This is a genomic window from Candidatus Coatesbacteria bacterium, assembly GCA_014728225.1.
Classification (GTDB): Bacteria; RBG-13-66-14; RBG-13-66-14; order RBG-13-66-14; family RBG-13-66-14; genus WJLX01.
The window spans coordinates 1-14349 of the sequence record WJLX01000004.1 but is presented as its reverse complement, the minus strand read 5'-3'; the positions used below and the strand labels follow the sequence as shown (position 1 = coordinate 14349).

The 14349-nt window shown below is 67.2% G+C and carries 10 protein-coding genes; all 10 read left to right on the top strand.

Annotated features, from left to right (window positions below):
* The first annotated feature begins 44 nt into the window (after positions 1 to 44).
* The 10 genes from GF399_00530 to GF399_00485 all read left to right on the top strand — a co-directional run bounded on the left by GF399_00530 (position 45) and on the right by GF399_00485 (position 14183).
* Positions 45 to 1193 (top strand): glycosyltransferase, encoded by a 1149-nt coding sequence (locus GF399_00530; protein MBD3398799.1) that lies wholly within the window; start codon positions 45 to 47, stop codon positions 1191 to 1193.
* Positions 1060 to 3291, top strand: coding sequence for a glycoside hydrolase (locus GF399_00525; GenBank protein ID MBD3398798.1), 2232 nt, complete (start codon positions 1060 to 1062; stop codon positions 3289 to 3291). Before GF399_00530 ends, GF399_00525 begins: the two co-directional genes overlap by 134 nt.
* Positions 3291 to 4157 carry an MBL fold metallo-hydrolase gene (locus GF399_00520; GenBank protein MBD3398797.1) on the top strand — a complete coding sequence of 289 codons (867 nt, stop codon included), beginning with the start codon at positions 3291 to 3293 and terminating at the stop codon, positions 4155 to 4157. Before GF399_00525 ends, GF399_00520 begins: the two co-directional genes overlap by 1 nt.
* Positions 4158 to 4642: 485 nt before the next feature.
* Positions 4643 to 4918, top strand: a complete 276-nt coding sequence (locus tag GF399_00515) for an RNA-binding S4 domain-containing protein (GenBank protein MBD3398796.1) — start codon at positions 4643 to 4645, stop codon at positions 4916 to 4918.
* Positions 4896 to 6644: a hypothetical protein gene (locus GF399_00510; protein MBD3398795.1), complete on the top strand. Its 1749-nt coding sequence runs from the start codon at positions 4896 to 4898 to the stop codon at positions 6642 to 6644. Before GF399_00515 ends, GF399_00510 begins: the two co-directional genes overlap by 23 nt.
* A 152-nt stretch (positions 6645 to 6796) precedes the next feature.
* Positions 6797 to 8872, top strand: a complete 2076-nt coding sequence (locus tag GF399_00505; GenBank protein MBD3398794.1) for an AMIN domain-containing protein — start codon at positions 6797 to 6799, stop codon at positions 8870 to 8872.
* A 498-nt stretch (positions 8873 to 9370) separates the two neighbouring features.
* Positions 9371 to 10174, top strand: a complete 804-nt coding sequence (locus GF399_00500; protein MBD3398793.1) for a radical SAM protein — start codon at positions 9371 to 9373, stop codon at positions 10172 to 10174.
* A gap of 328 nt (positions 10175 to 10502) precedes the next feature.
* A complete protein-coding gene (locus GF399_00495; GenBank protein MBD3398792.1) occupies positions 10503 to 10685 on the top strand; it encodes a hypothetical protein in 183 nt (60 codons plus the stop codon).
* 349 nt (positions 10686 to 11034) lie between these two features.
* On the top strand, positions 11035 to 11520 hold the full coding sequence (locus GF399_00490) for a hypothetical protein (GenBank protein ID MBD3398791.1): 486 nt from the start codon (positions 11035 to 11037) through the stop codon (positions 11518 to 11520).
* A gap of 413 nt (positions 11521 to 11933) precedes the next feature.
* The gene (locus GF399_00485; protein ID MBD3398790.1) at positions 11934 to 14183 is read left to right on the top strand and encodes a vitamin B12-dependent ribonucleotide reductase; all 2250 of its coding nucleotides are present in this window, start codon (positions 11934 to 11936) and stop codon (positions 14181 to 14183) included.
* Positions 14184 to 14349: the final 166 nt, after the last annotated feature.

The following is a 14349-nucleotide window of genomic DNA, read 5'->3' as shown; positions in this document are numbered from 1 at the left end:
CCGGGCCCGGTTTTTGCTCCCCCGGATCCGCGGCGCGAAGACCGATGGAGACGTGCTCAACCGACACCCGACACGCCGCCCCCCTCAACCAAGCAACTCTCCCAACGGAGCGAGACCGGCTTGCCATGCGCCTTCTGTTCCTCTCCTCGGGCGACAGCATCCATACCCGCCGCTGGCTGGACTTCTTCAGCCGGCGCGGCGACGAGTGCCACCTGATCAGCATCCAGGCCGGTCCGCGCCTCGTCGAGGGCCAACTCAACCTGCGCGACGACCGGCGGGCGACGCTGCTGGACAGTCTGCGCGCTCTGCCAGCCGTGCGCGGCTACATCGCCCGCACCCGACCGGATCTGGTCAGCGCCCACTACCTGACCAACTACGGCCTGATCGCCGCCTTGCTCGACCGCCACCCGTGGACGCTGACCTGCTGGGGACCCGAGGTGCCCCTGATCACCGAGCGCAGTGCGGCCGACCGGCTGCGCGCCCGTTTCGTCTGCCGCCGAGCCGACCATGTCACCGCCGCCGGCCGGGCGATGCTGCCCTACCTGCGGCGCTACGGGGTCCGACCCGAGCGGCTGGCCGTCTGGCCCAAGGGGATCGACCCCCACGCTTTCCCGCCGGGCCGCCGGCTGGAGGAGCGGGAACCGACCATCGTCCACACCCGAACCCTGGATCGCTTCTACCGGGTCGAGGTCCTGCTGCGGGCCCTGGCCCGGGCGCGGCGAAGCCGACCGGAGCTGCGGCTGGAACTGCTGGGCGCGGGCAACGCCGAGGATGAACTCCGCTGCTTGACCGCCGAACTGGACATTAGCGAAGCGGTGCGCTTCCACGGTCCGCAACCGCCCGGCGTCGTCGGCGCGGCCCTGGGGCGGGCGGCGCTGTACGTGGTCACCGTGCCCGTCGACGCCTACGCCTTCTCCCTGGTCGAGGCCCTGGCCTGCGGAGCCTATCCCATCGTACCCGATCACGCCTCGAACCGTGAGGTCCTGAACGGCTGCCGGGGCGGCCTCTATCCCGCCGGCGATGTCGAGGCCTTGACGCGGCGGATCCTGACCGCCCTCGATGATACCGCCGAACGCCGGGCCGCCGTCGAGCTCAACCGGCGAACCATCGAGCGCCGCGGCGAGCTGGGCTGCAACCTCGGCGGCATCGCCCGGGCCTGGGAGGACCTGGTCGAGACGGGGCCGACCGGCTGAGGACGCGAGCAGGTTGTTGCACGACGCCGGACCCGGCATAACCTGGGACATACACCGTCTCACCCCGCTCGCCCGCCATATCCGACGCACCGCAGCGCAGCAAGCCGCCACAGGCACACCAGCTCGTCCCACCAGTGGAAGACCCATGCTGAGACTGATCCTGCTCTGGCACCAGCACCAGCCCGACTACCGCGACCCCCGAGCCGACGGTCCCCGGGGCTCCTTCCGCCTGCCCTGGGTCCGGCTCCACGCCCTGCGCGACTATTTCGGCATGGCGGCCCGGCTGTGGGAGTCGCCGGGGGTGCGCTGCTGCATCAACCTGACGCCGATCCTGCTGGACCAGTTGGCGGACTACCGCGACGGCGCCACGGACCGGCTGTGGGAACTCACCCGCCGCTCACCGGCGGGCCTGATCGCCGACGAACGCCTGGAGCTGCTGCGCGACGCCTTCGACGCCGACTGGGAGCGGCAGATTCGCCCCCATCCGCGCTACGCCGAGCTGCTGGAGAACTATCAACCCCTGTCGGCCGCCCTGGATGAACTGGACCTGTGGCTGGAGCGCGACGATCCGCGCCTGACCGAGCTGCGGGCCCGGGCCGCCGGGATCCCCCCCGCCGACCTCGTCGATCTGGCGGTGTGGTTCAACCTGGCCTGGTTTCCCGTCGAGCTGCGCCGCCACGGTTGGAGGACGCCCCGGGGCGCGGAACTGTCCGTCGCGCGGCTGGTCGAGAAAGACCGCGGCTTCACCGCCGCCGACATCGCCGAACTGGAGCGGATCCAGCGGCGGACCCTGGCCGCCGTCATCCCCCTGCACCGGGACCTGCTCGAGCGGGGGCAGATCGAGCTGACCGCCACCCCCTACAGCCACCCCATCCTGCCCCTGCTGGTGGATTCGGACCGGGCGATCATCGACCGGGAGGGCTGCGGCCATCCCCAACGCTACAGCTACCCCGTCGACGCCGAGCGCCAGCTCGAACGCGGCCTGGCCGTGCTGGAGCGCGAGTTCGGCCGACGCCCGCGGGGCTGGTGGCCCGCCGAGGGCGCCGTGGGACAGAACATCGTCGTTCCCCTGGCCCGGACCGGGGCCCGTTGGGCCGCCACCGACGAAGGCGTCCTGGCCCTGCTCCTGGGCCGCGAGCCGACGCCCCGGGAGCTGGCCCGGCCCCACCGCGTCGGCGACGGTGATCACGGCTGGTACCTCTTCTTCCGCGACCATCCGTTGTCCGACGCCGTCGGCTTCCACTACAGCAAGCTGAGCCCGCAGCGCGCCGTCGACGACTTCCTCTGGGGCCTGCGCCGGCGCTACGCCGGGATAGACAACCCGATCGCCGCGGTGATCCTCGACGGTGAGAACGCCTGGGGCGCCTATCCCGCTGACGGCCGACCCTTCCTGCTGCGCCTCTACGCCGAGCTGGCCGCCGCCGACGATCTCGAAACCGTGCTACCCTCCCGGCTGCTCGACGAGCTGGAGGCCGCGGGCTATAGCGCCCCGCTCATCGACGAGCTGCCCCACGCCAGCTGGATCGACGAGTTCGGCTCCGAACCCGGCAACGACCTGGGCACCTGGATCGGCGAGCCCGAGGAAAACCGCGCCTGGGACGCCGTCCGCAAGCTGCGTGAGCGCCTGGACGAATTAGGTGCCGATCCCGACAGCCACCCCCGGGTCTTCGAGCTGCTCCAGGCCGCCCAGGGCTCGGACTGGTTCTGGTGGTTCGGAACCGATCAGGCCACCGCGCCCAAGGCCGAGCGCGAGTTCGACCGCCTGTTCCGCGCCCAGTTGCGCGCCGCCTATCGAGCGGCGGGTCTCGAGGCTCCGGAGGCGCTCCAGCGGCCCATCGCCGGCGATTACTTCGTCTGGACTCCCGACCGCGGCGATGTTACGATACCCCTACGCACGCGCCTCTTCGTCCAGACCGACGAACAGAGCGCAACTCTCGTCGCTCCCGACGGCGCAACCCGCCGCCTGTCCACCCGGCCCCTGGGCGGGGTGATGGGCCTGCCGGTCACCCGCCGCGCCGAGGCCGGCTATCTCGAACAAGCCGGTGACTGGCGCCTGCGGCTGTCGACGAGCACCCACACCCTGAGGGTAGTAACCTGATGCGCCGTCCGCCGACCAGCCCCGCTTCCGGCGTCCACGTCTTCACCGGCTCGCCCCTGGCCGTCAACGCCGTGGTCATCGCCGACGCCGGCGAGGCGGTGATCGTCGACACCACGGGCAGCCGCTCCCAGGGCGCCGAGCTGGCCCGCTTCGCCCGCGACGAGCTGGACTGCCGCCTCCTCGCCGTGGTCAACACCCACGGCCACTCCGATCACTGCGGCGGCAACGCCGGGACCGCCGGCGCCGACACCCCGATCATCGCCCACCGCGGCTGGCGCCGAACCCTGCACACCGAGTACACCATGGTTTCCCGCCGCCCCGCGCTGATCGATTACGACGCCATCCCCACGCCCGGCGTCCTCATCGAAGGCCGAGCGTCGCTGCGCTGCGGCGGACTGACCCTGGAGCTGATCCACGCCCCCGGCCACTGTCCCGAACTGACCATCGTCCGCCTCCCGGCCCGGGAGTTGATCATCGCCTCGGACAACGTCCTGGCCGGACCCCGACCCGACAAGCCCGCCATCCCCTACCTCTACTGGGGCGACCCCTGGCGGCTCACCGGCTCCCTGGCCCTGATACACTCTCTATCCCCCCGGCGGCTGGTCCCCGGTCACGGGGCCGTCCTGGAAGCCGAACACTCGTTCGCCGCCCTGGACAACCATCGACGCTACATCGACTGGTTGCTCGACGGCACAGAAACGCTCTCCCGCGAGGCCGAAAAACCAGCCTGGGACGAACCGCCCGCCGAGTGGAAAAACGCCCTGCCCCTCGAGGGCTTCCTCAAAAAACCTGCGCCGGACTGGGTCCGACGGCTGCATCAACTCAACCTGCTGCGGATCTACGAGAACACCTACCGGCGCGACTGAAGCCCAACGACGCACCAGCGGCGACGGCGGCGGATACGGCGGCGCAATCCAACGGCGCAACCCCAAGACGCCGTCCACCCCACCCCCGCCCGGAACCGGCACGGTTTTTGCGGAGGCGGACGGTTATCGGCGCCGTCAGCGGCCGCCGAGATGCAAAAACCGTGCCGGTTCCGGGCGCAACGGCGACACCGCGGCTGACGGGCGTTCAAATTGCGCCGCCGTATCCGTCCCGCAGGACGACACCGGCCAACCAGGCAGCCTGGTCTGGCGCGATAAAACGTTGCGGGACGATCTCCGGTCGGTGTTTAATGGCGACCGAACAATAAGCAACCTCCCGGATTATCGAAACGTATTAGAAACGCACAAGAAACGTGCAAGAGACATGTTTTAAACGCAGAAGAAGCCTACTACGACTTTAACGGGAAGCGTCCCACCCTCTTGGTCCAACGGACGACAGGTCCCTTAAAACCCCAACCCAATCCATCATGCGCCTGGACAAATTCCTCAAGGTCTCGCGGATCATCAAGCGCCGCCCCCTGGCCAAGCAGGCCTGCGACGGTGGTAAGGTCAAGGTAAACGGCAATACGGCCGACGCCGGCAAGCAGCTCAAGGTCGGGGACGTCATCGCCGTCAGCCTCGGCCGGATCAGGCTGACCGTGCGCGTCGAGCGTCTGGCCAAGACCGTGCGCAAGAGTGAGGCCGACGAGCTCTACAGCATCCTCGAAAGGGAAGACAGCGGTGCCGACCCCCTCGGTTTCTAACAGCCATCCCGGACGTTCGCTGCGAAGTCTCGTCCCCCTCCTGTCGGCGCTGGCGCTGCTCCTTTGCGGTTGCGCGGAGAACCCCGACGACGCCGCCGACGCCCTCCCGGACCGCTGCCAGCTCGTTTTCACCACCCCGGCCCTGCAGCAGGTCTGGGACGGCGGCGATCAACTGCTGGCCGAGATCCGCGACGTCAGCCCCGAGCTGACCGAGGAGCTGCTCCTCTACATGGAGGAGGTCAAGAGCCTGCTGACCCACCGGTTGGATCCCGCCGAGCTGACCACCCTGCAGGAGATCCACGACACCGGCCTCGACGTGACCCGCACCACCGCGCTGGGACTCAAGCTGGGCTTGAGCCTGCGCGGGCCGACGGCTTCCTTTCTGCTCAGCCTGCCCCTCCACGATCCCCTGCGCTTTCAGGGTTTCATCGACGAACTCCTCGGCGAGGACCGCCGCGAGGCCGAGGAGCTGGGTGAACACCACGGGGTTCAGTTAAGGCGCAGCTCTTCGGGCCTGTTCGCCGCCCACCACCGCGGAGTGCTGCTCCTCGGCGACGACCTCGAGCTGGTCACCGCCGGCCTGGACGCCCTGTTGGCCCGGGAGGGCCGCTTCTTCGACGACGCCGACCACCGACGGCTGCATCTGGCCCAGGCCGACGCCCATCTGGGCGCCTACCTGGACGTCAAGCGTTTTCGCGCCCTGCTCGAACCCCTGGCCCAGGGTTTCGGACTGCCCGAAACCGCCGTCGAACAACTGCTGTTGACCCGGGGCGTCTCCCTGGGGTTGCGCATCCAGCCAAGGGGCTTGCGCCTACGGCTGTGCTCGGTCCACGACGGCCGACTGGACATCGCCGCCGACACGGCACCCGCCGTCAGCGATGACGCCCTGTTCTACGCCGATTTACCCCTCCAGGGCAGCCACCTGGGCTCCCTGCTGGGCTGGGCGGGCGAACGCCTGACCCACGGCGCCACCCGGGAGCAACTGGCCGGTCTGGAGGAATTCGGCAACAGCCTGATCGACGGTCTGCGCTTCAATGTCTACGATGGGGGGGGATTCCCCACGGGCTACTTCGCCGTCAAGCTGGCGGACCCGGCTGGAGCGCGCGAATTCTACGAGGCCGCCGTTCTGCCGCTGATGCGCCTGAAACTGTCCGAGTATCTGACCGAGTTCCGCATCCTGCGCACAGAAACCGTGGACGGCCTGGTCGACATCTTCGATATCGCCGCCCTGGAGCGGCTCCACCTGCAGCCCGCCGTGGCCTTTATCGGCGACCACTTCGTCTTCACCGCCATGCGTGAACGGCTGCCCCAGATCCGCCGCCTGCTCCACAGCGGCAACACCACGGACGACCTGCCCGCCGATTATCGCCTGGCCGGGGAGAAGCTGACCACGGAACGGGTGCTGAGCTTCTGCTCCATCGACAAAACGGCCCGCCTGGTCGACGCCACCCCCCTGCTGCGTATCCCGGCGGCGGCCCGTGAACTGGCCAAGGTCTACGAACTGCTGGCCGTCGGGATGGACAACGGCGGCGAGCTGACCGAGGTCGAGGTCGTCCTCTGCAGGCGCGACCACCAACCCGCCGCCTCGCTGATGACCAGCGAAGTCGTCACCCCCTGGCCCTGGTGGCTGTGGCTGTCCATCGGCGGTGTGCTGGTGCTCACAGGGCTGTTCTTCGCCATCCGCGCCCTCGTCCGCAGCCGCCGACGGAAAAACCAGCGCAACTAGTTGACTAAGCCGCAATTATGTTATACATTAGACTAAACTGTGAAACTAAAGGTTCATGTTAGCCAATACTGAATTTGTCTAGTCGCAACCGGGGCGTATTCACCCGGGGTTAACCAGCGACGTTACCTCGGACGCCGCTGGCGCTTGAGAGTATGCCACGGCGCAACGCCCGTCAACGCGAGAGACCCGCCGTGAAAACCGGATCAACAGTCAAGGCGATACTCAGCGGTCTGCTCTGTCTCGCCGCCGCGGCGGCGGCCCAGGTCCGGGTCACCTCGATCGTCCACGACACCGACGACGAGGGTGCCGAGGTCGTCACCATCAGCGGCAGCGGTTCTCTGGCCTACGACGTCTTCGCCCTCGAGGACCCCACCCGGGTGATCGTCGACATCCGCGACGCCGTCCACGCCTGCCCCGCCACCCTCCAGGTCGAGCGGGGCTATAACGTCGAGCGGGTGCGCTCCAGCCAGTACCGGGAGATCCCTAACCGCATCGTCCGCGTCGTGCTCGACCTGCAGGACTACGAACCCTACTACCTCACCAAGCAGGAAAACAGCATCACCGTGCGCTTCCCGGCGCCGCCGGGCGGCCGCGGCCAAACCACGGCCCCTTCGACGGAGCCCACCGGCATCCGTCGCGTGACCGTCGACGAGCTGTTGGGCAAGACGCGGATCGAGATCGTCGGCGACGCGCCCCTCGAGTTCGACTTCTCCAAGACCCTCAGCCCGCGGACCTTCGTCCTAGACCTGATCGGCGCCGTCAACGAGCTCGAGACCCCGACACTGTACGTCGATTCCGGCGGCGTGGCCAAGGTCTCGGTCACCCAGCACTCTGAGAACCCCAAGATCGTCCGCGTGGTCACCACGGTCTCCGCCGACTACCCCTACCTGATCACCCGCCGGGGCAGCGTACTGTACCTCGACGTGGTCACCGAACAAGCAGACCCCTTCGCCGGGCTGGATTACGGCTACCAGCCGGCCAGCTACGACGTCGAGAACGCCGAGACCTTCGTCACCACCGAGGTCGCCGAAAGCGCCGTCGGCTCCGAAACATACCACACCAGCGAGAGCTACAGCGGTGCCGGCGGTACGGGTGAACCCGTCTACGCCGCCAAGCGCATCTCGATGGACCTGAAGGACGCCGACATCGGCAACGTCCTGCGCCTGCTGGCCTTCGAGACCGGGATGAACATCGTCGCCGGACCCAACGTCACCGGCAAGGTCACCGTCGCCCTGCAAGACGTCCCCTGGGACGAGGCCCTGCGCGTCATCCTGGCCTCCCACGGCCTGTCCTACCGCGTCGAGGGCTCGATCATCCGCGTCAACACCCCCGACGAGCTGGTCAAGATGGCCGAGGCCGAGGAAGCCTCGCCCCTGGGCACAGAGATCATCACCCTGCGCTACGCCACCGCGGCCAGCCTGAAGCCCAGCTTCGAATCGATGCTCTCCGAGCGGGGCCAAATCCAGATCGAGCCACGGACCAACTCGATCATCATCACCGATACACTGGAGCGGCGCGATCGCATCCGCCGCCTCGTCGAGCAGCTCGACGCCCGTACCGCCCAGGTGATGATCGAGACCAAGATCTTCGACGTCAAGACCGGCACCCTGCAGGAGTTGGGCATCGACTGGGAGTTCGGTCTCAACGGCAACCAGGTGCTGATCGACACCCCAGCCAACACCGGTACTCTGACCGCCTCGGGTCAGGTGGCCATCGACGCCGCCACCCTGGCCGCCACCCTGCAGGCCAACGCCACCGACACCGACACCAAGATCCTTTCCGCCCCGCGGATCACCACCCTGGACAACCAGGAGGCCCGCATCCTCGTCGGCAGCCGCGTCCCCGTCACCCTCCTCGACGAGAGCGGCAACTCCTACACCGAGTTCTACGAGGTCGGCATCAAGCTCGCCGTCACCCCCCACGTCAACTCCGTCAACGAGATCACCCTGGACATCCAGCCCGAGATCAGCGAGATGTCCAGTACCCCCGCCCCCGGTCTCGAGTTCCAGGTCGACACCACCGAGGCCTCGACCTCGATCCTGCTGCGCAACGGCGAGACCGGCGTCATCGGCGGTCTGCTGCGGCGCAAGAACGAATCCGTCCAGACCGGCGTGCCGCTGCTGTCGAGCATCCCCGTCATCGGACTGCTGTTCAAGAGCTCGACGGACTCCGAGGAGACCCGGGAGCTGCTGATCTTCGTCACCCCGCACCTGGTCCGGGCGGAGTAGTCCGGGACGAGTTTTCTTAACCTGTCGAAGGTCGGTCGTTTGCGCCGGCCCTTTGTCTTGGTTGGAGTTGGGTCGAATCCAGGCGGGGCTCGACGATACACGAGCCGTCGGCGGCGGATAATCCCGCCCAGCCATCCCGGCGGCCCGCCGGCCCGGCACGCTTCTTGCAAGCCGGGTTTGAGCAGCGTCAAACCCGGCGCAACAAGCGCGCCGGGCCTCGTGTCTGTTGGCCTTCGCAGCGTTAGGGAGCGCCCGCGGCGGTGTAAGGCAATCTAGCCGCCGGTCGGTGGCTCCTTACCCCGAGCCGATCAATCACGGGCGGACCAAGGGTCCGCCCAGACAGCTCAGACAAGACGATTGACAAACTGTCTTAATACAGGCGCTGTTGCCTTCCCCGCCCGCTGCGCCGAACCCGCCCCCGCCTCGACAGTCAGATTTACCCGCGATATACCATTGACACCCCTCCATCTAGTGGTATACTAGACCGGCAGCCCCAAGATGTGCTGTAAGCGACGACGGTGGACTCTGACTGGGAGTCGGGTAGGGATGAGCGAGCTGCGCGCCCCCATCGCCGAGGTCTTCAGCTCCCTGGCCGGGGAAGGCCCCCGTGTGGGCGAGCGGCAGCTCTTTTTACGCACGGCGGGCTGCCCGTTGGAGTGCGTGTACTGCGACACGCCGACGGATCCGACACGGCCCTGTCTGGTCGAGGACCCGCCGGGCTCCGGCGTCCAGCGGGCTTACGAGAACCCCCTGGGCGCGGCGACGGTCCTGGAGCTGCTGCGGCGGCTGCACGAGGCCTTCCCCGGCCACCGCCGACTGGCCCTGACCGGCGGCGAGCCGCTGTTGCATACCGACTTCCTGCTGGAGCTGCTGCCGGGCGTCGAGGCCGACCTCGGCCTGCCGGTCCACCTCGAGTACTCGGGCGCCTTGCCCGCGGAGTTGGAGCGGCTCCTGCCTTACTGCGCCGCCGTCTCCTGCGACGTCAAGCCGCCGAGCCTGGCCGGCCGGGACCTCTCCGCCGCGACCCGGCGCTCCCTGGAGCTCTGCGTGGCGGCCGGCGTCGAGCTGTCGCTCAAGGTCATCTTCGGCCGGGATTCGAGCTGGGAGGAGCTGGTCGCCGGCCTCGAGCTGGCTCGGGGCGCCGCGCCCGGCGTCGGCGTAATCCTGCAGCCCGTCCACGGCCCCGGCGGCCTGCCCGACCTCTCCGGCCCGGAGCTTTTGGAGACGCTGATCCGGGCCTCGCGGCTCCAGCACGACGTGCGGCTGATCCCCCAGGTGCACAAACTGCTGGCGGTGCGGTGATTTTCCCGCGCCATCTTCGCTGCCGGCAGGCGGCCTGAAACGCTGTGTCCCGCTTGCAGATAGCGCGGGTGTGCAGCGCCGGCGTCGGAAAGGATGCCGGGCGAAGGGCTGGTCTTCGGGGTTCTCTGCTGCGGTTAAGGGCTAGGTCTCGGCGGGCGACGATGCCGGATAACAGGACGACGAGCCCGTCATCTTCAATGAAGCGCCGACCGGGTCCACCGCCAACGTTCCGGCAGTCGCTTTACAACGAAACTTCAAGGGTTATCACCTGATTATGACCAAGCGCGAAGTCTACTCCTGAGGTAGTAAGCGCGTTTTCGTCGTCTCGATGGTTGAAGCTGAACGACCTTTCAGTGATCAACAGTCTGTGGTTAAGCTTGAATCCTCCATGGTGGGCTTTTTGGCGGCGCTTGGCGTAGCCCCGGAAGCTCTCGAGGCCGTTGATATGCACTTTGCCGTCAACCAGTGTCTTGTCCTGATTGATGCGCCTGTGGTGGAAGCCGTTGAGTGAAGCTTGTTATAGGCCTTGTAGCCATCGGTGTAGACGATAGAGTCCAGCGCGGCCTGGCGAGCGGCGGTGAGGCGCCGGCGGATTCTCTTGCAGTAGCGATAAGCCGTATTGCGCCGGCTGTCCAGGTCCTTGGCGACCCGCGCCGCGGCGGTAGTGATAGCGGTAGCTGCAACTGGGACGGTTGACGTGCCGGTATTCCGACCCGCTCTTGCCCGCCACATTGTTCCCCTCGTCGGTGGCGGGATGACAGAGCCGTTTACGCCGCTGGAAGAACCCAACTGCAACAGCTGATGTTCGGCTTCTGTGATGATCCCAAACTTAATCTCCACTCTTTTTCGCTGGATCGTCGATGCCCGAGCTCTGGAAAAAACTCCTCGTCTACCTGCAGCGGACGCTGCCCTATCTGGTACGCCTGGCGCCGCTGCTGGAGCGCCGGGCCGAGCGTAACGACCCTGAGCTCGAGCTGCGGCTGACCCGGCTGGCCGTCTTCGAGGGCCGCCTGCGTCTGCTGCTGATCCTCGACGGCGCCGGACTTTTGCTGGCGGCGATGGCCGCGGTCTTCTACATCGGAGCGGCGCGGGACTGTCCCGTCTGTCTGGCACTGGTTGTCCTCGGGGCTTTGAGTCTGCTGGGCTCGCTGGCCGCCTGCCTGTACGGCCTGTTGACCGCCGCGCCGAGCCTGACGGGCAAGGACGACACGATCCCGATCCGCATCAGCGCCCTGGAGGGCTATCTGGCGCGTTTACGGCGAAGCTGGCGTGTGGGCCTGCTACTCTGGGCCGGAGCCTTCGTCACGGGGCTGGCCGCCCTGGTGCTGACCGTGTTCATGGTTTAGTTAGTCGGTTTAGTTAGTCGGTTTAGTTCAGAGTTTTATAGCATCCTAGTCGTATCGTCTGGAATGCTAAAGGGATGCGATACTCGAACCGGGAGAGCGACCGCAAAAAACAACTTGACGAAAAAAAGTTTTGTGGGATAATACGGTCGGGCGGAGTGGACCCCCGAGCGCCGTTACAGCGCCTTCACTCCGCCGACATCGCCGGTGGTCCGGCATTCCCGCCCTGTGGCGCAGGCGAAAGGGGGGAATGAGCATGCCGGGCAAGAAGAAAAAGAAGACCCCCAAGCCGACGACGAGCAGTTCCAGCGGCAAGGGTAAGAAGTAACACCGGGACGGCCGTCTCCCCCAGCGGGAACCGCCGTCCCGTCATCTTTTTTCGCAGCAGACCCAATCAAGCACCGGGAGACCCGATTATGCCGCTGAAGCTGTCCGACAACGCCGTCACCGTCCTCGAACGCCGCTACCTCAAGCGCGACCAGGAGGGTCACCCCCTCGAGACACCCGAGGAGATGTTCCGCCGGGTGGCCCGCGCGATCGCCGAGGCCGACTCGAACTACGCCGACCTGACGCGCAGCGTCGACGTCGACGCCACGGCGGCCCGTTTCTACGAGCTGCTGACCAGCCTGGAATTCATGCCCAACTCACCGACGCTGATGAACGCCGGGCGCGAGCTGGGCCAACTGTCGGCCTGCTTCGTCCTGCCCGTCGGCGATTCGATGGACGACATCTTCGATGCCATCAAGAACACGGCGTTGATCCACAAGTCCGGCGGCGGCACCGGCTTCAGCTTCTCCCGCCTGCGGCCCAAGAACGCCCTGGTCAAGAGCACCATGGGCGTGGCCTCGGGACCCGTCAGCTTCATGAAGGTCTTCAACTCCGCAACGGAGGCCGTCAAACAGGGCGGTACACGGCGCGGCGCCAACATGGGTATCCTGCGCGTCGACCATCCGGACATCCTCGAGTTCATCGATTGCAAACAAGACCTGAGCCAGTTGACCAACTTCAACATCTCCGTGGCGATCACCGACCAGTTCATGGAGGCCGTCGAGCGCGACGGCACCTACCCCCTGGTCAGCCCCCACGACGGCACGGTCGTCCGCCACCTCAAGGCCCGCGAGGTTTTCAATAGCATCGTCCATAACGCCTGGAACACCGGCGAGCCGGGGATCGTCTACATCGACCGGGTCAACGCCGAGAACGCCCTGGAAGCCGTCGAAGCCATCGAGGCCACCAATCCCTGCGGCGAACAGCCCTTGCTGCCCTACGAATCCTGCAACCTGGGCAGCATCAATCTGGGCCGGATGGTCCGTCGCGAGGGCGAGCGCTGGGAGCTGGACTGGGAGAAGCTGGCCCGCACCGTCCACGACGCCGTCCACTTCCTCGACAACGTCATCGACGTCAACCGCTTCCCCCTGCCCGAGATCGCGGAAAAGACCCGGGCCAACCGCAAGATCGGCCTGGGGGTGATGGGCTTCGCCGACCTGCTGATCAGGCTGTGGATCCCCTACGACTCCAAGGCCGCGGTCAAGCTGGCCACGGACCTGATGAGCTTCATCCAGAGCGAGGCCGCCCAGGCCTCGGAGAAGCTGGCCGAGGTCCGCGGCCACTTCCCCAACTACCCCCAGTCCACCTACGCCCGCCGCGGCGGGCCCAAGCTGCGCAACGCCGCGCTGACCACGGTGGCGCCGACGGGAACCGTTTCGATCATCTCGGGTTGCAGCTCGGGCATCGAACCCTACTTCGCCCTGGCCTTTTACCGTCGGGTCATGGACGACGACAAACTGCCCGAGGTCAACCCCCTGTTCCGCGAGGTCGCCGAGCGGCGGGGTTTCGCCTCGGCGGAACTGTTCGCCGAGCTGGCCGAGAAGGGCAGCGTGCGCGAGATCGACGCCGTACCCGAGGACGTGCGTCGGGTCTTCGTCACAGCCCAGGAGATCCGCCCCGCCGACCACGTGCGCATCCAGGCCGCCTTCCAGCAGTCCGTCGACGCCGCCGTCAGCAAGACCATCAACTTCCCCAACGCCGCCAGTGAGGAGCAGGTCGCCGAGGCCTACCACCTGGCCTATCAACTCGGCTGCAAGGGCATCACCGTCTACCGCGACGGCTCCCGCGACGCCCAGGTGCTCAACATCGGCAAGCAGGAGACCGAACGTCGCGAGGACAAGCGGCGGGCGCCCCGACCGCGGCCGATGGTCACCCGGGGCCGGACGATCAAGATGACCACGGGCTGCGGCACCCTCTACGTCACCATCAACGAGGACGACGAGGGCATCTGCGAGGTCTTCACCACCATGGGTAAGGCCGGGGGCTGCGAATCCAGCCAGAGCGAGGCCGTCAGCCGGCTGATCTCGACCAGCGTACGCTCCGGCGTGGACATCGAGGCCGTGGTTTCCCAGCTGCGCGGCATCCGCTGCCCCAGCCCCATCTGGCACGGCGGCGAGCAGATCCTCTCCTGCCCCGACGCCATCGCCCGGGCCATCGAGTACTACCTGGACCCCGAGGAGAATGCCTTCGGCAAGGGCCGGACACCGGCCGGCAAGAACGGCGGCGACGGCACCGAGATGATCCCGGTCAAGGGAGGCTGTCCCGACTGCGGCGGCCAGCTCTACTTCGCCGAGGGCTGCGTGGTCTGCCCCTCCTGCGGCTATTCCAAGTGCGGATAATTCCTAAGGGCTCATCACAGAAGCAGAACAGCAGCTATTGCAGTTGGGTACTTCCAGCGGCGTGAACGGGTCTGTCATTCCGCCACCGACGAGGGGGGGCAATGTGGCGGGGAAGAGCGGGTCGGGGGAGCGGCGCGTCAACCGTCCCAGATGCAACTACCGCTGC

Bases quoted from the DNA above. Each gene is read 5' to 3' on its own strand.
- GF399_00485 (MBD3398790.1), top strand. From the start codon at position 11,934: ATGCCGCTGAAGCTGTCCGACAACGCCGTCACCGTCCTCGAACGCCGC.
- GF399_00520 (MBD3398797.1), top strand. From the start codon at position 3,291: ATGCGCCGTCCGCCGACCAGCCCCGCTTCCGGCGTCCACGTCTTCACC.
- GF399_00525 (MBD3398798.1), top strand. From the start codon at position 1,060: ATGATACCGCCGAACGCCGGGCCGCCGTCGAGCTCAACCGGCGAACCA.
- GF399_00505 (MBD3398794.1), top strand. From the start codon at position 6,797: ATGCCACGGCGCAACGCCCGTCAACGCGAGAGACCCGCCGTGAAAACC.
- GF399_00500 (MBD3398793.1), top strand. From the start codon at position 9,371: ATGTGCTGTAAGCGACGACGGTGGACTCTGACTGGGAGTCGGGTAGGG.
- GF399_00530 (MBD3398799.1), top strand. From the start codon at position 45: ATGGAGACGTGCTCAACCGACACCCGACACGCCGCCCCCCTCAACCAA.
- GF399_00490 (MBD3398791.1), top strand. From the start codon at position 11,035: ATGCCCGAGCTCTGGAAAAAACTCCTCGTCTACCTGCAGCGGACGCTG.
- GF399_00515 (MBD3398796.1), top strand. From the start codon at position 4,643: ATGCGCCTGGACAAATTCCTCAAGGTCTCGCGGATCATCAAGCGCCGC.
- GF399_00495 (MBD3398792.1), top strand. From the start codon at position 10,503: ATGGTTGAAGCTGAACGACCTTTCAGTGATCAACAGTCTGTGGTTAAG.